The 20,233-nt window shown below is 66.6% G+C and carries 15 protein-coding genes; 8 read left to right on the top strand and 7 right to left on the bottom strand.

Going from position 1 to position 20,233, the window contains the following annotated elements; genetic code table 11:
* Window positions 1-19: 19 nt before the first annotated feature.
* On the bottom strand, window positions 20-1,714 hold the full coding sequence (locus ACQR1E_RS24260) for an outer membrane beta-barrel protein (protein ID WP_434897651.1): 1,695 nt from the start codon (window positions 1,712-1,714) through the stop codon (window positions 20-22).
* 510 nt (window positions 1,715-2,224) lie between these two features.
* Here ACQR1E_RS24260 and ACQR1E_RS24255 point away from each other — a divergent pair.
* Window positions 2,225-2,536, top strand: a complete 312-nt coding sequence (locus tag ACQR1E_RS24255; RefSeq protein ID WP_409977923.1) for a MarR family winged helix-turn-helix transcriptional regulator — start codon at window positions 2,225-2,227, stop codon at window positions 2,534-2,536.
* Window positions 2,537-3,301: 765 nt separating this feature from the next.
* On the opposite strand, the gene ACQR1E_RS24250 is transcribed toward ACQR1E_RS24255, so the two are convergent.
* Entirely contained in the window at window positions 3,302-4,096 is a 795-nt protein-coding gene (locus ACQR1E_RS24250; RefSeq protein WP_315752654.1) for an SDR family oxidoreductase, read from the bottom strand.
* A gap of 24 nt (window positions 4,097-4,120) precedes the next feature.
* The gene (gene trhA / locus ACQR1E_RS24245) at window positions 4,121-4,816 is read right to left on the bottom strand and encodes a PAQR family membrane homeostasis protein TrhA (RefSeq protein ID WP_315826059.1); all 696 of its coding nucleotides are present in this window, start codon (window positions 4,814-4,816) and stop codon (window positions 4,121-4,123) included.
* A gap of 191 nt (window positions 4,817-5,007) precedes the next feature.
* On the opposite strand from trhA, the gene ACQR1E_RS24240 reads away from it, so the two are divergent.
* A complete protein-coding gene (locus ACQR1E_RS24240; protein WP_434897650.1) occupies window positions 5,008-6,471 on the top strand; it encodes a YcjX family protein in 1,464 nt (487 codons plus the stop codon).
* Window positions 6,468-7,493: a YcjF family protein gene (locus ACQR1E_RS24235; protein WP_315752651.1), complete on the top strand. Its 1,026-nt coding sequence runs from the start codon at window positions 6,468-6,470 to the stop codon at window positions 7,491-7,493. The genes ACQR1E_RS24240 and ACQR1E_RS24235 overlap by 4 nt, the downstream gene beginning before the upstream one ends.
* A gap of 6 nt (window positions 7,494-7,499) precedes the next feature.
* On the opposite strand, the gene ACQR1E_RS24230 is transcribed toward ACQR1E_RS24235, so the two are convergent.
* Window positions 7,500-9,005 (bottom strand): glycosyltransferase family 39 protein, encoded by a 1,506-nt coding sequence (locus ACQR1E_RS24230; protein ID WP_316203696.1) that lies wholly within the window; start codon window positions 9,003-9,005, stop codon window positions 7,500-7,502.
* 224 nt (window positions 9,006-9,229) lie between these two features.
* Between ACQR1E_RS24230 and ACQR1E_RS24225 the strand changes: the two genes are divergently transcribed.
* The 3 genes from ACQR1E_RS24225 (at window position 9,230) to ACQR1E_RS24215 (ending at window position 12,871) form a co-directional block, all read left to right on the top strand.
* A complete protein-coding gene (locus ACQR1E_RS24225) occupies window positions 9,230-10,957 on the top strand; it encodes an adenylate/guanylate cyclase domain-containing protein (RefSeq protein ID WP_434897649.1) in 1,728 nt (575 codons plus the stop codon).
* Window positions 10,958-11,209: 252 nt separating this feature from the next.
* The gene (locus ACQR1E_RS24220) at window positions 11,210-11,410 is read left to right on the top strand and encodes a cold-shock protein (protein ID WP_315713975.1); all 201 of its coding nucleotides are present in this window, start codon (window positions 11,210-11,212) and stop codon (window positions 11,408-11,410) included.
* 252 nt (window positions 11,411-11,662) lie between these two features.
* The gene (locus tag ACQR1E_RS24215; RefSeq protein WP_315713974.1) at window positions 11,663-12,871 is read left to right on the top strand and encodes a CaiB/BaiF CoA transferase family protein; all 1,209 of its coding nucleotides are present in this window, start codon (window positions 11,663-11,665) and stop codon (window positions 12,869-12,871) included.
* 1 nt (window position 12,872) lies between these two features.
* Here ACQR1E_RS24215 and ACQR1E_RS24210 read toward each other — a convergent pair whose 3' ends face one another.
* Together ACQR1E_RS24210 and ACQR1E_RS24205 are read right to left on the bottom strand one after the other, a co-directional pair.
* Window positions 12,873-14,447 carry a hypothetical protein gene (locus ACQR1E_RS24210; protein ID WP_409977922.1) on the bottom strand — a complete coding sequence of 525 codons (1,575 nt, stop codon included), beginning with the start codon at window positions 14,445-14,447 and terminating at the stop codon, window positions 12,873-12,875.
* A 128-nt stretch (window positions 14,448-14,575) separates the two neighbouring features.
* Window positions 14,576-16,507, bottom strand: a complete 1,932-nt coding sequence (locus ACQR1E_RS24205) for a hypothetical protein (protein ID WP_434897648.1) — start codon at window positions 16,505-16,507, stop codon at window positions 14,576-14,578.
* 1,003 nt (window positions 16,508-17,510) lie between these two features.
* Here ACQR1E_RS24205 and ACQR1E_RS24200 point away from each other — a divergent pair.
* A complete protein-coding gene (locus tag ACQR1E_RS24200; RefSeq protein WP_315752647.1) occupies window positions 17,511-18,371 on the top strand; it encodes a hypothetical protein in 861 nt (286 codons plus the stop codon).
* A 117-nt stretch (window positions 18,372-18,488) separates the two neighbouring features.
* Here the strand turns inward: ACQR1E_RS24200 and ACQR1E_RS24195 are convergent, their stop codons facing one another.
* Window positions 18,489-19,133 carry a glutathione S-transferase family protein gene (locus ACQR1E_RS24195; RefSeq protein WP_315713970.1) on the bottom strand — a complete coding sequence of 215 codons (645 nt, stop codon included), beginning with the start codon at window positions 19,131-19,133 and terminating at the stop codon, window positions 18,489-18,491.
* 86 nt (window positions 19,134-19,219) lie between these two features.
* On the opposite strand from ACQR1E_RS24195, the gene ACQR1E_RS24190 reads away from it, so the two are divergent.
* Window positions 19,220-20,188, top strand: a complete 969-nt coding sequence (locus tag ACQR1E_RS24190) for a helix-turn-helix transcriptional regulator (RefSeq protein ID WP_315826052.1) — start codon at window positions 19,220-19,222, stop codon at window positions 20,186-20,188.
* Window positions 20,189-20,233 lie beyond the last annotated feature (45 nt).

Genomic DNA, 20,233 nt, shown 5'->3' with positions numbered 1-20,233 from the left:
CACCGGACCCGGCCGCTGCTCAATATTGGAATCGCACGCCGACGACGCCGACCACCGTCATGAAGTTGTTGAGCGCGATGTTGGAGCGGGTCCATTCGGTACGGACCTCGCTCTTGAGCTGAACGTTCCGGTTCATCTTGTAGGTGCCGCCGGCGGCGACGAACATGCGCTGGTCGACGCGGCCGATGCCGACGAACTGATCCTGGCCGTAGCCGCCGCGCAGCGTTCCGATCAGCCACGGCTCGAACTGATGGTCCATCTGCAGGATCACGTCGCGCGACAGGATGCCCGAGACGTTCATCGCCGGCGTCTCCGAGGCCTGCGAGCGCGCCACCAGCACGAAGGTCGTGGCGTCGGTCGCGGCCCAAGCGAGCGTCGCATCCGCGATCACGCCGTTGATGTTCGGCATCAGCGGCGAGTCCATGCGGCGCGAGAGATAGCCGACCGAGGCCTCGCCGGTCAGCGATCCCATGTTGACGACGGCGCCGCCGCGCGCGGTGATGCCGCTGGAATCGCGGCGCTGGCCGTTGAAGTCGACCTGCAGATCGTGGTTGCGCCGATCGAAGCTCATGTCGACGAACGGCGAGATGTTCGGCGTGAGCACATAGGTGACGCGGACCTGCGCGCCCGGCTGGGTGTAGTTGCGGTCCTGCGTCCGCAACGGCACGTTGGCCAAGATCAGCGCGTCGTTGAACATGACACGGTCGGCCGATCCCTTGAATGCGATCTCGGCGGGACCGATCTTCTGCAGCACGCCGGCGCTGCCGCCGAACGTCGTGGCGCGCGGCAGCTTGAGCGCGCCCGGAAGCGCCAATGCATCGTTGACGAAGCGCGCCTCGCCGGTGATCGCGGTGCCCTCGGTGACGTCGTAGCGCCCTTGCGCCCGCGCCTCGAACGTCGGATGGCTGAGCGAGCGGACGTTGCTGTCCTCGGTGTAGGCGCCGCGGAAATCGGCGTTGAGCTGATGCCGCTCCCATTGCGAGCGGACCGCGACCTCCGTCGCCACGATGGCGACCGGTGAGCCCTGCCCACCGTTGCGCCGCGTGGGATTGGTGTCATAGCCGGCCTGGATCTCGACGGCCGGTTTCACCAGGAACGACCCGACCGTCACGCCCGTCGGATCATAGGGCTTCGCGTCGGCGGTCACCGGCTGCGGCTTCACCGTATTCAGGTTGCGATCGGGAAGAACGTCGCGGTTGCGCAGCACGGCCGCGGGCTGGGCGGCTGCCACGGTCTCGTCTGGCTTGGCCGGCGGCGCCTCGGCGACTGCCGCGGGCCTTGCCGCGATCTGCCGTGGGGCCGGTTGCGGCGCGGCGCGTTGAGCGTCTCCCGCCGGCTCGGCCGTGGCCATGCGCGCGCCACGGGCGGGCTGAAACGCGGAGAATCCAAAGCTGCCGACCGGCGCGCCGGGCCTGCCCGGCGCGGCCAGCGACGGCGCACCGGCCTCGCGCACCGGACGCAGCAATGCGCTCACGCCACGCGGGTCCTGGCGCATCATCAGCGTCCGGCTGTCGTTGGTGATCCGCGGAACGTTGTAGTAGATGCTGCGCGCCGTCACGTGACGGAAGAACAGCCGGTCGGCGCGTCCCGGGACGACGTCCGTCGGCTTGGCCTTGATGGTCTGCTGCGCGGACGCGCCGTCCACCACCATCACGGTCAGCAGCAGCACCTCGACGAGCGCGAGCGTGACCCCGCGGTGGGATCGCGTCACCATGAGCCGCTTGGTCCGCACCGCGAACGCGCCGGTCTTGTGTGGTGAATGAGCCTGCAAAGCAATGCCGGGGGTATGCCAATATCACGCGACGACGTCGGGTCAGGGCGCCGTCGCGATGAATACGCAGCGCATGCACGCGACGAAGCCCCTTGCCTTGGAGATAGCCGGCAAACGTCGGCGGAAGTTTTGCCGAGCTGGGAACATTTCAGGCGAGATTGAGAGCTGTTCGCAACGAGCCGCCGCGGAGCGGCGCCGAAGCATCTTCGCGTTCGTAGAAAGCACTAATTAGTTGAAACGGTGACGATCGCTGCGCGGCTTCGCGGAAGCTGGCGAAATTCCGACTTCAGCATGAAGCTGTTTCGACCACGATCGCTCGCGTCCGAGACCGCTCGGCGATCGCGGGCCTTGCGCCATCGGCGACAGCCGACGCCTTTCAGATTCAGACCGCGAGGAAGCCGCCGTCGGCCGCCAGGACGTGGCCGACGACGTAGCACGACGCGTCTCACCGCGATGCAGCTCGGCGCGGTCCTGCACCTGGAAAAATCCGGCGTCAGCCGCATGGTCCGCAAGCTGATCGACAGCGGCGAGTTGCAGGAGACAATCGATTCCGGCGACGCCCGCATCAAGCCGCTCTGCCTCACCGCGAAGGGACGGAAGAGGGTGGCCACGCTGCACGCCTTCGGCCGCCAGCAGGTCCGCGGCGCCCTGTCGGCCCTGTCGAAGACCGAGCGGCGCACGGTGCGCGAGGGCCTGTTGCTGTACGCCCGCGCGCTCGAAGCCTGGCGCGCGGCAGAGCAGGACATGCAACCGTCGGAGCCATGAGGGCGCCCGACGGGCAGATTGCGCATACACACCATGACGAAACTGCCCGTCGTGTTGAAATGCCGCAGCATGCGGCCTTGCGCCGTCGGGCAAATCAGGACGATCTTTCCGCGCATCCCGCCTCACCACGGAGGGGCGTTGCGCGCGATCGTCACGACACGCGAGGCGGGATGCGATGGCCGTGGCCATGCCGCAGCGTAGCTTGCTACGCGGACGAACGGCGTGGCCGCGGACGTGAAGTCGCAGCGTCCTGACACCCCGATGCTGGTGTTACGTTCGCGATGGCGCTGATGCACCGCGCGGACAATGGTGGCCAACAGCCCGGCGCACCAGGGAGACTGCGTATAAGCGTGAAGACCATCGCGCAGGGAATGCCGGTGATCGGCTGCACCTGTGGTACCTGCCGCCTGCATTTTTTGCTGCAGGCGGGCCATGGGTGAGGCCTTCACCCGGCATTCCCTGCGCCCTTCGAATCTTGAAGGGACAAGTCAACTGTACAGCTCGGGCATGATGTGCCGCGAGAAGGCGCAATGATGTCTATCGATGTCGGATCAAGTCCGCTGCCCATGATGTCCGCACGATCTCTCCTTAGCGTCATTCCGGCGAACGCCGGATCCATACGCCGCGGTCGAAAACCTCGGGCGAGATGGTCGACGCGCGTGGCTCGAACTGCACCCTGGGACTATGGGTCTCCGTGGTCGCGGGGACGACCGCGGAGGGCGTTGAGGCCGGGCGCCGTCACGTCGACCGACGATGGTCGCAGACCTACTTCCCGAACTCCTCGCGCATCTTTGCCTGGATCTTCGCCATGCCGCCGAGCCAGCGGTCGTAGTTCTCGGTCTTCTTGCGCATGTAGCCGAGGACCTGCGGATGCGGCAGGATCAGGAAGCTCTCCTCGGCAAGGCCTTTCAGCACGTCCTGCGCGACCTGCTCCGGTGTCAGATCGCCGTCGCCGGATTGCGGGCCCTTCGGAATCGATCGCAGCATGTCGGTGTCGACGCCCTGCGGGCACAGGATCGAGACCTTGATGTTGTCGGCCTTGTGCGAGATCGCGAGATTCTCCGCAAATCCCACCGCGGCATGCTTGGTGGTGGAGTAAGGCGCGCTGCCGACCTGCGACAGCAGGCCGGCCGCCGAGATCGTGTTGAGGAAATAGCCGCCGCCGCGCGCCTTGTAGCGCGGGATCAGATGCCGCGCCGCGTAGACATGCGCCATCACGTGAATGGCCCAACTGCGCGCCCACGGCTCGTCGGAGGTGCCGCCGACATTGACCGACAGCGGGTCAAAGCCGCCGCCGATGCCGGCATTGGAGCAGAACAGCGCAATGGGCCCGAACTGCCGCTCGGTTTCCTCGATCACGTGCCGGATGTCGGCTTCCTGGGAGACGTCGCATCTGAAGGCGGCGCCGCCGATGCCATCAGCGACGGCCTTGGCGCCGGCTTCGTCGAGATCGGCTACGATCACCTTGGCCGCACCGGCGGCCGCGAAGGCCTCGCACAGCGCCTTGCCGATGCCGCGGGCTCCGCCGGTGACCACAACAATCTTGCCGGTCACCTGCATGCAAAGCCCTCCTCGTGGAATTTTCTAGGTCAAGACCAGGTCGAGCACTGCGGTATAATGAAAGCCGGCGCCCAGCAACACGAAACCATGCCAGATCGCGTTCTGGAAGCGCAAGCGCCGCCACGAGTGGAAGATGACGCCGAGGCTGTAGAGGATGCCGCCTGTGAGCACGCAGGCCAGGACCGAGGGCGGCATCACCGAGATCACCCGGTCGTACATCATGACGCCGCTCCAGCCGAGCGCGAGATACAGCCCGATCGAGAGCGCGTCGAAGCGGCCCGGCCAGCGCAGCTTCAGCACGATGCCGAAGATGGCGACGCCCCAGACCCCGAGCAGCAGCGCGGCCGAGAACACCGTATCCTTCAGGGCGGCGATGAACGGCGTATAGGTGGCTGCGATCAGCACGTAGATGGCGGAGTGGTCGAAGCGGCGCAGCACCCATTTGGTCGGCGACACCGGCCACAGATTATAGGTTGCCGACAGCGTCAGCATCGAGAGCAGTCCCGCGACGTAGATCGACACCACCACGATGTCGACGGCGCTGGCATAGATCGAGGTCAGCACGACGAGCACGGTTGCGGCGACCAGGCCGGCGGCGATGCCGACGACGTGGACGACGCCGTCCGCGATCATCTCGACCTTGTCGTAGTTCCAACGCATCGCGCCGGTGGCGGCATGGACGGAGGTCGAGGCGAACTGCTTCAGTTGAAATACGGTCATGTCAGAACCTGGTGCCGGTTTTCCGGGACAATTGTGCCGGAAGGATTATGGTTTCCAGTGGTCAACGTTCCGTTCAAAGTCTGGTTCTATCCGGAAACGGGCCGGAATTGTGAGCTTGAATCCGGCGTTTTGCATCGCCACCTGTCAAAAATCGCTCACGCCCTTTTCAACTGGCGAATTCCCCTCCTCCCATGGTGACCTTTTCCGAACTCGTCGAGGAAGCGCGGCTGTCGGCCCGTGCCCTGCTCGATTATGGCGAGAGCTTCCTCAACCCGACCGTCCGCCTTGGCGTCACCGGGCTGTCGCGGGCCGGTAAGACCGTGTTCATCACGGCGCTGATCCACGACCTCGTTCGCGGCGGGCGCATGCCGGTGTTCGAGGCCTTGGCATCGGGCCGCATCGCCCGCGCATATCTGACGCCGCAACCCGACGACGGCGTGCCGCGCTTTGCCTATGAGAGCCATATGCGGGCGCTGGTCACCGAGCGACGCTGGCCGAGCTCGACCGTCGACATCAGCGAGCTCAGACTGGTGATCGAATTCCAGCGCGCCAATGGCGCCGAGCGGACGCTCACGCTCGACATCGTCGACTATCCCGGCGAATGGCTGCTCGACCTGCCGCTGCTGAACAAGAGCTATGAGCAGTGGGCGCGGGAAAGCCTCGCGCTGTCGCGCAGCGAGCCGCGCGCGCATGTCGCCAAGGACTGGCACGCGCATCTGGCGACGCTCGCCCCCGAAGGCCGCGAGGACGAGTCGGCGACACTTGAGGCCGCACGGCTGTTCACCGACTGCTTGCGTGCCTGCCGCGACGAGCGCTTCGCCATGAGCCTGCTGCCGCCCGGCCGCTTCCTGATGCCGGGGAATCTCGCGGGCTCGCCGGCGCTGACCTTCGCGCCGCTCGATGTCCCGGCCGACGGCCAGGCGCCGGCCGGCTCGCTATGGGCGATGATGGCGCGCCGCTACGAGTCCTACAAGGACATCGTTGTCAGGCCGTTCTTTCGCGACCATTTCGCCCGGCTCGATCGCCAGATCGTGCTGGTCGACGCGCTGGCGGCGTTCAATGCGGGCCCCGAGGCGCTGCACGATCTCGAGGCCGCGCTGACCGGCATTCTCGATTGCTTCCGCGTCGGACGCGGAAACATGCTGACGGCGCTGTTTCGGCCGCGCATCGACCGCATCCTGTTCGCGGCGACCAAGGCCGACCATCTGCATCACACCAGCCACGACCGGCTCGAAGCTGTGCTGCGGCGCGCGGTCAACCGCGCGGTGGCCCGAGCCGAGAGCACGGGCGCCGCAATCGACGTGGTGGCGCTGGCCGCCGTCAGGGCGACGCGCGAGGCGCTGGTCGCCCGCGGCCGCGACAAGCTGCCGTCGCTGCTTGGCACGCCGGCGGCCGGCGAAAGCGCCAATGGCGAGATCTTCGACGGCGACACCGAGGTGGCAACCTTTCCGGGCGAGCTGCCGGCCGATGCGGAGGAGCTGTTCAAGGGCGGCGCCTATCGCGGCCTGTCGAGCGCCGCCGCCGACGGCACCGACTTCCGCTTTCTTCGCTTCCGTCCGCCTTTGCTGGCCCCCGATCCTGGCGGCGAGCCCGCTTTGCCCCATATCCGCATGGACCGCGCCCTTCAGTTCCTGATCGGAGACCGGCTGCAATGAGCGAACGCGCCAAGCATCGTCGTCCCCAGACCTTCCGGCTCGATGATCCCGACGTCGTCGTGGTCGATGCCGAAGAGGCCGCCCGGCCGGGCCGCGGCACCATCCAGGTCACGCCAGAGGCTGATCCGGCGCAATTGCCGGTGCCGGTCGAGACCGTCCTGCCGGCGCGGCGCAGCTTCGGCTGGGGCGCACTTTTTTGGGGCTCGGTCGCAGGCCTCGTCCTGCTCGGCCTCGGCCTCGGCGTCGTCAGACTGATCGAGGATCTGTTCGCACGCAGCGAGGCCCTCGGCTATGTCGGCGCGGGGTTCGCGGCCGCAGCCGCGATCGCATTGGCGGCCGTCATTGCCCGAGAGACTTACGGGCTGGTGCGTCTCGCCACCATCGAGAAGCTGCACCAGCGCGCGGCCGCGGTGCTGCTGTCCGACGATCGCGCCGAGAGCCGCGAAGTGGTCGCCGAGCTGTTGCGGATCGCACATGCCAATCCCCGCCTGGCGCGTCCGCGTGCCGCGCTCGCCGGCCACGCCGACGACATCATCGACGGCGGCGACATGATCAAGCTTGCCGAGCGCGAGCTGATGGCGCCGCTCGACAGCGAGGCGCGGCGTCTGGTGTCGGTTGCGGCGCAACGGGTTTCCGTGGTCACGGCCGTGAGCCCGCGCGCGCTGATCGACGTGCTGTTCGTCTTCGTGGCAAGCTTGCGGATGATCCGGCAGCTCGCGCGGCTCTATGGCGGCCGTCCCGGCGCGCTTGGCATGATCAGCCTGTTGCGCCACGTCGTCGCGCATCTCGCCATCACCGGCGGCATGGCCGCGAGCGACAGCCTGATCCAGCAGGTGCTGGGCCATGGCATCGCGGCAAAACTGTCGCAGCGGCTCGGCGAAGGCGTGCTCAACGGACTGCTCACGGCGCGGCTCGGCCTCGCGGCCATCGACGTGACGCGGCCGATGCCGTTCGCCGCGCTGCCGCGGCCGGCGCTGGCGGATCTCGCCAAGGATCTGCTGCGCAAGCAGGACGACCAGTAATGAGGCTCAGGCCCGCGGCGTGGAATCGAGGACGCCGGCGAGCCAGCGCCATTGGTACAATGGCGAGTCCGGTGGCGGCGCCAGTTCGGGAGTCCAGCCCGTCAGCCTGCCGAACGCGTAACTGTCCATGACGCGGCCGCGCCAGCTCCGCTCGACGTGTCCGAGCGGCTCGCGGTGCGCGGTCGTGTCCGCCAGCAGCGGGCCGGTATTGTCCGGCTCGCGCACGACATAGAGGCCGGCATGTCCTGCGATCAGGTCCATGCCAGGATCACGGAAGCCGATGAAGCGGGCCCGCTCGTTGATCTGGAGCACCGGCACGCGGCCGCGAAAGAACCACCGCATCATCGCATAGGTGCGATAGTCGGAGGTCGCGATCCAGGTCGCGCCGGTCTTTTGCAGCTCCTGCTCGACCCGCGACGCCACCTGCTGATAGCCCGCCTCGGCGCCGATCGGATCGGCCCGCCCGAGAAAATTCCACGGCGCGACGACATAGTAGAGAAAGATCAGGACCACCATGGCAATGCCGCTGACGACGGCGATCCGCGCCCAGCGCACGGTCGATCGGACGAACCAGGCGGACGCGCCGTCCTGCGGCAGCTTGACGATGTTGATCGCGACCGCCGCAAACCCGATCGGCCACATGAACATCGGCCAGGTGTCGCCGATCCGCAAGGTAAACGATTTCCAGAGGAAGTAGAGAAACGGCACCAGCACCGCCGTCGACAGCAGGATGGCGACCGGCTCACGCGTGCGGTAGCCGCGCCAGGCCGTGAAACTCAGCGCCGACAATGTGACCGGCAGCAGGACGAAGCCGACCTGTCCGAACTGCAATCCGAGATAATCGCCAAGCGTCCGCAACGAAAACTCATGCGGCGCGGTGGCGCGAACGAACTGGAAGCGGAACGAGGCCCAGTCGTGCTGTACGTTCCAGATCAGCACCGGCGAGAACACCGCCAGCGCAATCAATGCTCCGCACCATGGATAGGGACTGAGAAGCCAGCGGCTGCGCCAGGCCGGAACGAGCAGGAACGCCGCCACGCCCGGCAGCAGCATGACCACCGTGAATTTGGACAACAACGCCAGTCCGCCGAACAGTCCGGCGGCGAGCCACCAGCGTTCATCGCCGCTCTCGGCGAGGCGCACCAGCGCCCAGATCACCGCGAGTGCAAACGGGATCGCCGCGACGTCCGGCGCCACCTTGGCCATCAGCAGGCCATAGTAGAGCGCGGCCTCGGGCAGCAGCACCGCGAGGATCACGGCCCGCATATCGTGAGTGGTACGGCGAACGATGTCGGCGAGCAGGAGCTGCGTCACCCCCATCGCGAGGATGCCGGCAAAGCGAACGCCGAGATTGGTATCGCCGAACAGGGCAGTGCCCAGCCGGATGAACCAGGCGATCATGGGCGGATGATCGAGGAAGCAGAGCTGCAGCTCCTTCGACCAGGTCCAGTAATAGGCCTCGTCGGTGCGCAGATCGAGCGTCCCGGCATAGACGATGCGGATGATCGTCATGCTTGCGATCACGGCCGCAGCCATCAGCCACGCAGCGCGCGTGGATCGAGAATTTGGGCTGTCGATGCCTGGGGAAATGGCCGTCACGCGGTGCTTTTCCCCGACTCCGGCGGGCGAGTCAACGTTCGCGCGCAGCTCGCGCCGCCGGATGACCACCGCCACCAGCCCTCTAGGACAACAGGGAATAAATCTCTAGCATTGCGGCTCCAGATCATACGGACCACATGACCATTTCGATTTACCATCGTTTGCGGTCGACCTGTCGCGGCATCGGTGTGCGGCAGGTGCGGCTGATCTGCGGCTTCATACTCTTCAGCTACCTGCTCAGTCATTTTTTCAACCATGCGCTCGGCAACATCTCGCTGCAGGCGCTCGCCGAGGGCGTGTCCTATCATGTGGCGTTCTGGCAGTTTCTTCCGATCGCCGTGCTGTTCTATGCGGCCGCTCTTACCCATGGCGGGCTCGGCGTGTGGGCGCTTTATCAGCGCCGGCAATTCAGCCGCCACACGATGGAGCCGCTGCAACTGCTGCTCGGCCTAAGCATTCCGGCGCTGATCTTCAGCCACATCGCCGGCGTCCGCTTCGGACAGACCCTGTACGGACAGGAGAAGCTGTACCCGCAGGTCCTGTACTCGTATTGGACCGGCCCGTCCTGGCGGATCTGGTTGATGTCGGCAGCCCTGCTGACGTCATGGACGCATGGCTGCATCGGGCTGCACTTCTGGCTGCGGCTCAAGCCGTTCTACAAGCGCGCGGCGCCGTGGCTGCTCGCCTGCGCCGTGCTGCTCCCGGCGCTAGCGCTGCTCGGCTTCTATCGTGGGGGCCGAGACGTCATCGCCGCCAACGCAACACCGCAGTGGCGCGCCGAAAATCTTTCGTTGAGGCAGACCGGCACGCCATCTGAACAGGCGGTGCTGGAGACCATCATGAACGGCTTCCTGATCGGCTATGGCGGCCTGATCGGCTTGGCGCTCGCCGCGCGCGGCGTGCGAGCAGTCCATGAGCGACGTGGCGGCATGGTCACGCTGTCCTACAACAATGGCCGCTCCATCCGGGTGCCAAAGGGTTTGTCCGTGCTTGAGGCCAGTCTGCGCAACAACGTACCGCATGCCAGCATGTGTGGCGGCCGCGCGCGCTGCTCGACCTGCCGCATCAGGGTGATCGGAGATCCCGGCGCGCTGCCGCCGCCCTCGCCTCGCGAGGCCTTCGTGCTCGCGCAGATCGGCGCGGCGGACCCGTCGGTCAGGCTGGCCTGCCAGTTGCGCCCCACCGGCGATCTTTCATTCTTCCAACTGTTCATGCCGAACCCGACACCCGGCGAGCGCGGCAGCTCGCGCGCCGGAATCGGGCAGGAGCGCTACCTCGTCAGCCTGTTCGTCGACATGCGTGGATCGACCGGCCTCGCTGAGAAACGGCTGCCGTTCGATGTGGTGTTCATCGTCAACCGCTTCCTCAGCGCCGTCTCCCAGGCCGTGCTGGCGAATGGCGGGCAGCCCAATCAGTTCGTCGGTGACGGTATGCTCGCGCTGTTCGGACTAGCCACCGATTCACATGTCGCCTGCGGCCAGGCGATCCAGGCGGCGCGTGACATCGCGGCCAACATCGCCGAGCTGAACGCGTTCCTCAGCCATGATCTGCATGACCCGATCCGCTTCGGCATCGGCATTCACGGCGGCGAGGTGATCGTGGGCGAGATCGGCTATCGGGACCACATGGTGTTCACCGCGCTGGGCGACGCCGTCAACGTCGCGTCACGACTGCAGGACATGACGAAGACCCTCGGCTGCCAGGTCATCATCTCGGACGAGGTCTACGCGCGGGCGCGACTCGGCTCCGACGTGCTGCCGCAGCGCGAGGTCGAGATTCGCGGCCGCGCCGAGCCGATGCGCGTCAGGACGGCCATGGACGCCGCTGAACTCGCGATGCTCTCGGACGAGGGGACGGCTGCGTGACAAGTTGCGTTGAACCTGTTTGCAGCCTGCGCTGTCATACCGAGAACGGTTGCAGCGGGTCCGCGGTGACTGGCGGAACGGTGGCACTGCGGTCAAAAGCCGCAAAGTCGCCACGATATCGATCATTTCGGGCCAGAACCGCCCGCTGTTTGCGCTATCACGCCTGTCACAACCGCAGTAGTCTCGAATTCCGGGCCTGACGGTTTGCGGGGACCGCGGCTCGTACTCGGATTGGTCCCGCGGAGGCGACGTATGGCTAAAGGTACGGTCAAGTGGTTCAACCCGACCAAGGGCTATGGCTTCATCCAGCCCGCGGCCGGGGGCAAGGACATTTTCGTTCACATCTCCGCAGTGCAGAAGGCCGGGCTGGCGACCCTCAACGAGGGCCAGACCATCGAGTACGACGAGATTGCCAACCGCGGCAGGAGTTCGGCCGAGAACCTGAAAGTGTAGCGGATCAATTGGCGCGCCATTCCGCCTCGCGGCTATTCGGCGCGATCGTTTCCCTCACCAAGCCAGCATGATTGTCGACACGTCGAAATAGACAGGAGCGGTGCCCGCTCCTGATCACATCTTTGCGTTTGTTTGTAGTTTCAGCTCCCTCCCCGCCATTGCCTCGCCCGCCCGACCCGGGTCAAATGCGCCTCGAACCGCGCCGGCAACGTAATTCCAGCGCGCGGAAACAAGCGACGGGAGCGACGCAACATGGACGACAAGGGCATTTTCCATGGCCTGAAGGTGCTGGACTGCGCGAGCTTCATCGCGGCCCCCGCAGCCGCCACCGTTCTTTCCGACTTCGGCGCTGACGTCATCAAGATCGAGCCGCCCGGCGCCGGCGATCCCTACCGCAACCTGCCGAACCTGCCGGGCTATCCGCGCAGCGAGCATAACTACGCGTGGTATCTCGAAGCCCGCAACAAGCGCAGCCTCGCACTCGACCTGTCGAAGCCGGAAGCGCAGACCGTGCTGCAACGGCTGGTAAGTGAAGCCGATGTCTTCATCACCAATTTCCCGCCGTCGGTCCGCGCCAAGCTCGGCCTCACCCACGAAAAGCTGGCGCCGCTCAATCCGCGGCTGATCTATGCGTCGTTTACCGGGTATGGCGAGAAAGGCGAGGAAGCCGACAAACCCGGCTTCGACAGCAATGCCTATTGGGCGCGCTCTGGACTGATGGACCTGGTCCGTGCCGACGAGAGCACGACACCCGCCCGCTCCGTGGCCGGCATGGGCGACCACCCCTGCGCAATGGCGTTCTATGGCGCGATCGTCACGGCGCTTTACCAGCGCGAGAAGACCGGCAAGGGCTGCCATGTGGCCTCCAACCTGATGGCCAACGGGGTCTGGGCCGCCTCCGTGCTTGCTCAGGCCAAGCTTTGCGGCGCGACCTTCGTTGAGCGGCGGCCGCGCGAACGCGCGCTGAACGCGGTCGCCAATCACTACAAATGCCAGGACGGCCGCTGGATCATGCTGTCGCTCCTCAATGAGGAGAAGCAGTGGCCGATCCTCGCCCGCTGCCTCGGCCGAGAGGAGCTGATCGACGATCCGCGCTTCGTCACCAAGGCCGATCGCCACGCCCGCTCGGTCGAACTGATCCACGAGTTCGACGCGGTGTTCGCGACCAGGCCGCTGGCCGAATGGCGCCGGATCCTCGACGGCAGCGGGCTCGTGTTCGGGGTGGTCGGGATTCTCGACGACATTCCAAACGACAGGCAGATGATCGAGAACGAGGTGCTGGTGCCGTTCGAGAACGACACCATGCTGACGGTCAACAGCCCGATCTTCATCGACGGCCAGCGCAAGGTCACCCCGCGCAAGCCGCCCGGCATAGGCCAGCACAGCGACGAGATCCTGCGCAGCGCCGGCTTCGACGACGAGGCCATCCGCGACCTGCGCGCGCGCGGTGCGGTGGCCTGAGCTAGCGCGTCGCGATGAAGCACATGCCGAACCGCGTCGCCGGGCCGGTCTGACAGGACAGGTTCGCGGCGCAGGTCCAGGTCGAGAAGCTCTTGTCGTTGTCCGCGGCCGCGGCGTGGCTCGCGTAGCAATGCCCGCCCCAGCCGTCGTTGTAGACCGTGCCGGCGAGCTCATCGCTGCCGCGCAATTGCGGGCGGCTGGCGAAGCCGCGCGAGAAATCCGGAGTCCGCCCCTCGGCAAAGGCGGTGAGGATGTCGCGCCGGCGGACCTGGTCGCCGAAGAAGTGCGGCGAGCCCGGCACCACGACGGTGTTGGACGGCTTCTCCGCCATCCAGTCGACGCCGGGAAAGTGAAAGCCGCCGATGCCGCGGGTCTGATGGCAGCCGCCGCAGCTCGAATCGTTGAGGCGTCGCTCGAAGCCTGCAACCGACCGGATGTTCTGCAGCACGATGCCCTGCGCGGCCGCCTTCTCCAGCGCACCGACCACGTCGGCCTCGGTGAACACCGCGCCCTGCCCGGCCGCGCTCCCCTGCACCAGCCCGTAGGCCGGCAGCAGATCGGAATTGACGAATCCGACCGGGGTCGGCGCCACCGCAACCTTGGCCAGGAACTGCTCGGGGATCACCGCGGTGCCGCGGTCGAGCTCACCGAGATGGACGGGGTCGAGCAGCCAGGCCTTGAACTCGCGCGCCAGCGCGGCATCCGCCAGCAGCCGGTCGCGATCGACCTGATCCTCCAGCACCGCCTCCTCGAACGTCCCGCTCGCGGCCTGATAGTCGAACACCTTCATCATGTAGTCGGTGCGGAAATCGCGGATCGCCGATTTCGGCGCATGCGCGATCTGCAGGTTGGTCTCGATGCGATGGATGTTCTCCGACCTGATCAGCGCCAGCGGGCCGTCCGGCGCCGTCAGCTTCGCGGCAAGCTCAGGCCCGGTCAGTTGCAGATCGGACGTCGCCAGCCACCGCTTGGCGATCTCGGCACAACTCGGCGAATTGCTCTTGGCCTCCGCATCGCTGCGCGCCTTGAGCACGATGTTGAGCGTCATCGGCAGCCGCGGCGAGGCGACCTCGCCATCTTTGGCCTCGGGCGGCGTGGTCCGCGTCAGGCGGTACAGCAGCCGCACCTCGCCGCAATGGTCGGGATCGACGAAGGCGCGATCCATGCGATTGACGACGCCGGCCAGCACGAAGCGGGCATCGGGCGAATCGAGCACAGTGCGGTCGAACAGCTGGAACGCGTAGGACGTACCGATGCCGATGCTCTCGTTCGGCAACGTCGTCTTGTGCTTGTCGACGTAGCGGTCGAACTCCGTGTCGAGCGCCTTGCGTACGGGCATCATCGACGGCAGCGCAAACAACGCCGCGTCGGTCAGCGGCGCATCACTGGCGTGCGCAAGCATCTTCCCGAGGCCGAACGCGCCGTTGTCGAGCTCACGCAGCGCGAACGGCTCGAGGATGGCGGCGCCGCGCTCGACCGGCGGGCTCTCGTCCGCATGAGCGAGCGGGCCGCAGCACAGCATGACAAGGCCGAATACCGACAGTCGCAAGACGCGCCTCCTCACTTCCACGAACATGCAATTGAGGGCCTGCTAGTCCTCGAAGATAGCCGAAAGGCGGGCGGCTTCGGACAATTGTGCGACGAGGCGCCTCACGTCGCGGTGAGGCGCCTCGTCCAGATTCGTCTCCAAAAACAGATGGTCCGTCAGCGCGCGACGACAAGCCCCTTGGTGGTGACGACCACCCAGCGACCGTCCTGCTTGCGAATCGCGTCGACCTTGCCGAGGCCCGGCACGGGATCGCCGGCATAGACCTCGTAGAGGCCACCGCGGCCCTCGATCAGCGCGCCGCCACGACCGACGTCGCGCAGCACCCAGCCCTCGACGACCTTGGGCTTGGTGGCCTCCGTGCGGTTCGGCTCGGGGCGAGCGGTCTCCGCCCTGGCCGGCTCGGCCCGGCTCGCCTCTGCCCTTGCTGCTTCGGTCCTGGCTGCCTCGGTGGTCCTGGCCGCGTCGGCCCGGCTCGCCACGCCCGCGGGCGGCGCCGCCGCATTGATCGCCCCCACCGCCTGCGGCGCGGACGCGGCGCTGTCACGCGCGGGGGCTTGCGCGGTCGCGGACGCCTGCGCGGCGCGCAGCCGGTCCACGGCCTCGCTCAGACGCTGCAACTCGCTCGGCTTGGCCGACGATTTCGTCGACAGATCACCGAGGATCTTCTCGAGCCGGTCGAGACGCTCCGCGGACTTGTTGAGCTCGACGAGGCTCGTCTGATTGGTCTGGTCGAGGCTCGCCTTCAGCGCGGCGACATCATTGTCGATTCGCGCCACGGTCGCGCCAAGCGTGGAATCCGCAGCCTCGCCGGCCGTCGCATCGGCCGCGTCGCCGCCGCCGGAGCGCGTGACGAATTTGGCCGTGACCAGACCACCGGCAACGCCGCCGACAACCATCGACAGCAGCAGGATCGCAGCCATGGCCGGTAGGCCGAGCCTGCCGTTCACGGCATGCGGCGGCGGGGTCTGGCCCGGCTGCGGAGGTGGCAGCGTCGCTCCCGCAGCGGCCGTGCTGGCCGCCGTTGCGGCAGCGGCCGCCGGCTTGGACGCCGCATTGAACTTGAAGGGCTCGGTCTTGAACTTCGCTTTGGCCCAGGCCGCGGCCTTGTCGACCGCGGCAAAAGCACCCGCCCTGGTCGCCGGTCCGGCATCCGCCTGGACTGGCGTGACCGGGCGCGTCGCGGACGCCCCGGGTTTGGCCGCGGATGCCTGCTTGGCAACGGGCTCCGACTTGGCATCCGGTTTGGCATCCGACTTGGCAACAGTCTCCGGCTTGGCAGCCGGCTCAGGCCGAACGACGGCTTCTGTCTTGGTGGCAGCCACCGACTTGATCGGCGCGTCCGGCTTGATGGCCGTCTCCGGCTTCGGCGCGGCCGCTGCCATCGGGCCGACTTTCGGCGCATTGGCCGCGAGCATCGACAGCTTCGGTGTCTCGACCTTGAGGAGTTCACCGGCCGCAGCCGTCTTGATCGGGTCCGACTTGACCGGCTCCGTCCTGATCAGATCCAAGATCGTCGAGGGAGGTTTCGCAGCACTCGAGGCCACTGCGGCTTCGACTTTGCCCGGCGCCGCAACGTTGCCCCCCACCGCCTGGGGCTTGGTCAGCTCCGGCTTGACCTTGTCGGATTTGCCCTTGTCGGACTTGACCAGGTCGAGCCGCGCGGGCTCGGGTTTGGCTCGCTCCGGCTTCACCGCTTCGATCTTGGAGGGCTCGATTTTTTTCTGCTCGGCCGTGAGGGTTTCGACCTTGACCTGCTCGGGCTTGACCGGCTCGACCTTGGTCGTCCCGATCTCGGTGTCGGCCATCACCTCGGTCTTGATCTCGGACTGGCTGGCCTCCGGCTGTGGCTCGGGCGCGGTCACCGCTTCCACGATCTTCGCCTTCGGGTCGATGCCCGGACGGTCAGCCGCCGGCGCTTCGTGATCCGGCGCGATCATGGGCGGGGCGACGGTCGCGATCGCAGGCACGGCCAGATCGACTGCATCGGGGACTGCGGATGTCTTCGGCATCGGGTCGACACTCGCACTGGCCTTGCCAGTGGTACCGGCCACGCCAAGGCTGGCCCGTTCGGGCTTTTGGTCGCTCACGTTCAGAGTCTCCGCATGACGTTGAGCACTTGGTAACCTTAGTTAGCGTTCGATTGATTGCCAAAATCTTACTTTTGGAAGGCTTACCTGAGTTTTAGGGATTCATACGGGGCGGATTTGCGCCGACAAAGTGGAGCAGATGTGGCGGACGTTGCCCGATTATTCAGCTCTGGCGGACGCGCCCGGGGGCAGCAAGCTCGATCGGCACGCGGCGCAGCGCGGTCGACGCGGCGTCAAACGGAGCCGCTCTCGCGGCGCGATTGCGCCCGAGCTTTGCCGATCATTCCCTCCTCGTCAGTCGGAGGGCGCAGGGAAGGCCGGGTGCCGACTGGCACCCGTGGCCCCCGTGCGGAAAGATTGCACGGGGCAGGAACCACAGGTTCAGCCGGAGCGACCCAGCCTTCCCTGCGCGATGGTGTTACGGCTGCTTCGTAGTCTCCCCGGTGCGCCGGGCTTTCTGGTCACCGTCATCCGCACGAGGCGAAGCCTGCATGCGAACTTGGCATCGGCGTCGGGATGCCAGGACCCTACGACTTGACCGTCCGTACCTCGCTTGCTCGCCGGCCCGCTCGCGCAGAGCCCCAAGCCTGATACGGCCACCGCTCCCCGCTGCTACGCCTCGTGACGATCGGCCGAGCCGCCCCTCCTCATCGCGAACGGGATGGCCGGGATCATCGTCGTGATTTGCCCGACGCTGCAAGGCGGCACACATGCGACAAACTGGCTCGACGGGCAGTTGGCGCATGGACGGATTGCCGGAATTGCCCGTCGGGTGGGTGGGCGATGGGCGACTGCAGGCTCGCGAATGTTGTAGTCCTGCAATGCAATCGACAGATGGAAGGCGTGCACCGTCAGCGAAATCACCTCCGGCCGAAGCGGCAACCACCGATTGCATAATGTCCCGTACAGCCCGCCGTTTTCGATGAACGCTCTGGTTGCTTTCGTAGACTAACACTCTGCGTTCGGGCTATTTTTCATTTCCAGCATTTCAAGGGGAGCGCTCATGCGAAAGCTCATTTCTTCGATCGGATTTTTGTGCGCCGCGTTTTTGATCCTTGCCTCGCCAGGGGCTCACGCGCAGGCGACGCGGACCTGGGTGTCCGGCGTCGGCGACGACGTCAACCCGTGCAGCCGCACGGCGCCCTGCAAGACCTTCGCCGGAGCGATCTCGAAGACCGCCGCGGGCGGTGAGATCGACGTGCTCGATCCCGGCGGCTACGGCGCCGTCACGATCACCAAATCGATCACGATCGACGGCGGGGGGACGATGGCCTCGATCCTGGCATCGGCGACCAACGGCATCAACGTGAATGCCGGCGCCAACGACGTCATCATCCTGCGCAATTTGAGCATCAACGGCGCCGGCACGACCCTCGGCCTCAATGGCGTCAATTTCCTGGCCGGCCGAAAGCTCGTCGTCGAGAACTGTACCTTCGAGAACTTCTCGCAAAGCGCGATCTCGGTCGCGCCGACCGGTGCGGCCCAGGTGGTGATCGCGGACTCCTCGCTCAAGGCGTCCGCGTTCGGCGTCACGGTCTCGACCGCGAATTCGAGCAGCGCGATCAGCGTGCTCGTCTCGAACACCAAGGCCATCGAAAATGGCAATGCCGGGATATCCGCCACGGTCCCGGCCGGAAAGCCGGGGATGGGCGTGTTTCTCGACCGGCTGACCTCCGAGTTCAACAACACCGGCGTTCTGGCGAGCGGCAGCGGCGCCATCGTGACGTTGGGAAATTCCGTCATCCAGGGCAATTCCAACGGCGTCGTCCAGACCGGCGGCGGCTCCGTCTCGTCCTTCAAGAACAACGCAATCAGCAACAACGGCGTCGACGGCACGCCGCTCACGGGGATCAGCCTGAACTAGCGACGCCGCCGCGGGAAACCCGGCATTTGGCGAGCTGCGCCTGCCGGACAACGTGCAATCACATCAGTGAGGTCCCGTTGCCGGCGGGACCTCGCTCGATTGCGTCAATGCTGGCGCTCAAACGCCGGTGGCGGCCGCGTGCTGGGCCGCCATCTCGGCATCCGCGGCGGTGACGCGCTGGAACGCCGGACGCTGGGTGATGCGCTCGGCGTAACGCGCGAACACGTCCTTGCGCGGCACGACGCCGAACATCATGGTCCAGTTGAAGGCGACGCCCCACAACACGTCGGCGGCGGTCATGCGCTCGCCGAGGAGATACGGCCCCTTGGCGAGCTGCTGCTCCAGCGCGCCCAGCATCGTATCGTAGTCGGCATAGGGTGACTGCGTGATCGGGGCCGGTTCGCGCTTCATGAAATGGTCGATCACGGCGGGCTCGAACGACGCACCGTAATAGGCGATCCAGCGCAGATAGGGCCCGCGCATGGCATCGTCGAGCGCCGGCGTCAGGCCCGCTTGCGGAAACAGATCGGCGAGATAGATGAAGATCGCGACCTGCTCGGTCACGATCTGGCCGCGATGTCCGATCGTCGGCACCTTGCCGAGCGGATTGACGGCCAGGAACTCCGGCTTGCGCTGCTCGCCCGCCTTCATGTTGAGGACATGCAGATCGTAGGGCGCGCCCAGCTCCTCGAGCAGGACGCGGGTGCCGGCGGCGCGGGTCTGCGGCGAGTAATACAGCGTGATCTTGTCGTCGGCGGTCATGATGGTGTCCTCCCATTGCCGGCTGCGGTGCTGGCTTGTCGCACACCATACCTGACAAGGTGTGTCAGGTATGTTTAAAGAAGGGCATGCGCGCGAGCCGGCTGCTCTCCATCCTCACCACCTTGCAGGCCAAGGGACAGGTCACGGCGCCCGAACTCGCAGGCGCCTGCGAGGTCTCGGTGCGCACGATCTATCGCGACATCGACGCGCTCGCCGCGGCGGGCATCCCGGTCTATGCCGAGCGCGGCGCCGAAGGCGGATTCCGCCTGCTCGACGGCTATCGCGTGCGGCTGAACGGGCTGTCGCCGACGGAAACCGACGCACTGTTCATGGCGGGCCTGCCGGGCCCCGCCGCCGCGCTCGGGCTCGATGGCGCGATGAGCGCGGCGCAGACCAAGCTGGTGGCGGCACTGCCGCAAAGCCTGCGCGCCAATGCCGGCCGCATGCAGGCGCGCTTCCATCTCGACGCGCCTGGCTGGTTCGGCGAGTCCGAGGAGCCGACGCATCTGCGCGCCATTGCCGACGCCCTGCTCCGCGACGTCATGGTCGACGTCCGCTATCAGACCTGGCGTGCCGAGAAGCGCCGCCGCGTCGCGCCGCTCGGCCTCGTGCTGAAGGGCGGCAATTGGTATCTCGCCGGGCAGGTCGAGCGCAGCGTGCGCACCTATCGCGTCGCGCGCATTCTCGACTGTGCCGTGACCGACGAGTGCTTCGCGCGACCTGCAGACTTTGACCTCGCCGCCTATTGGCGCGCCGCGACGGAGCGGCTGGAGGCGGAGCTGCATCCGAAGCAGGCGACGGTGCGCCTGTCAGCGCTCGGTGTGAAGCTGCTGGAGGTGTGGAGCCAGCCTTACGTGCGCGCCCGCACGCGCCTCGCCGACGACACCGATGCCGACGGCTGGCGCATCGTGACGATCCCGATCGGAACGACGCTGTGGCATGCCGCCGGCGAGCTGCTGCGCTTCGGGCCCGAGGCCGAGGTGCTCGACCCGCCCGAGCTGCGTGCGAAAATGGCCGAGCTGGCGCGGGCGATGGCGGAACGCTACGGCGCATGAGCTGCGACGGCGTGAGTTGCGGACGTATTTTCCATCCGCATCATT

The organism is Bradyrhizobium sp. HKCCYLRH1030 (assembly GCF_051168395.1).
Lineage (GTDB): Bacteria > Pseudomonadota > Alphaproteobacteria > Rhizobiales > Xanthobacteraceae > Bradyrhizobium.
Note: the sequence above shows the minus strand (reverse complement) of the source record. Positions and strands in the feature narration are given on the sequence as shown.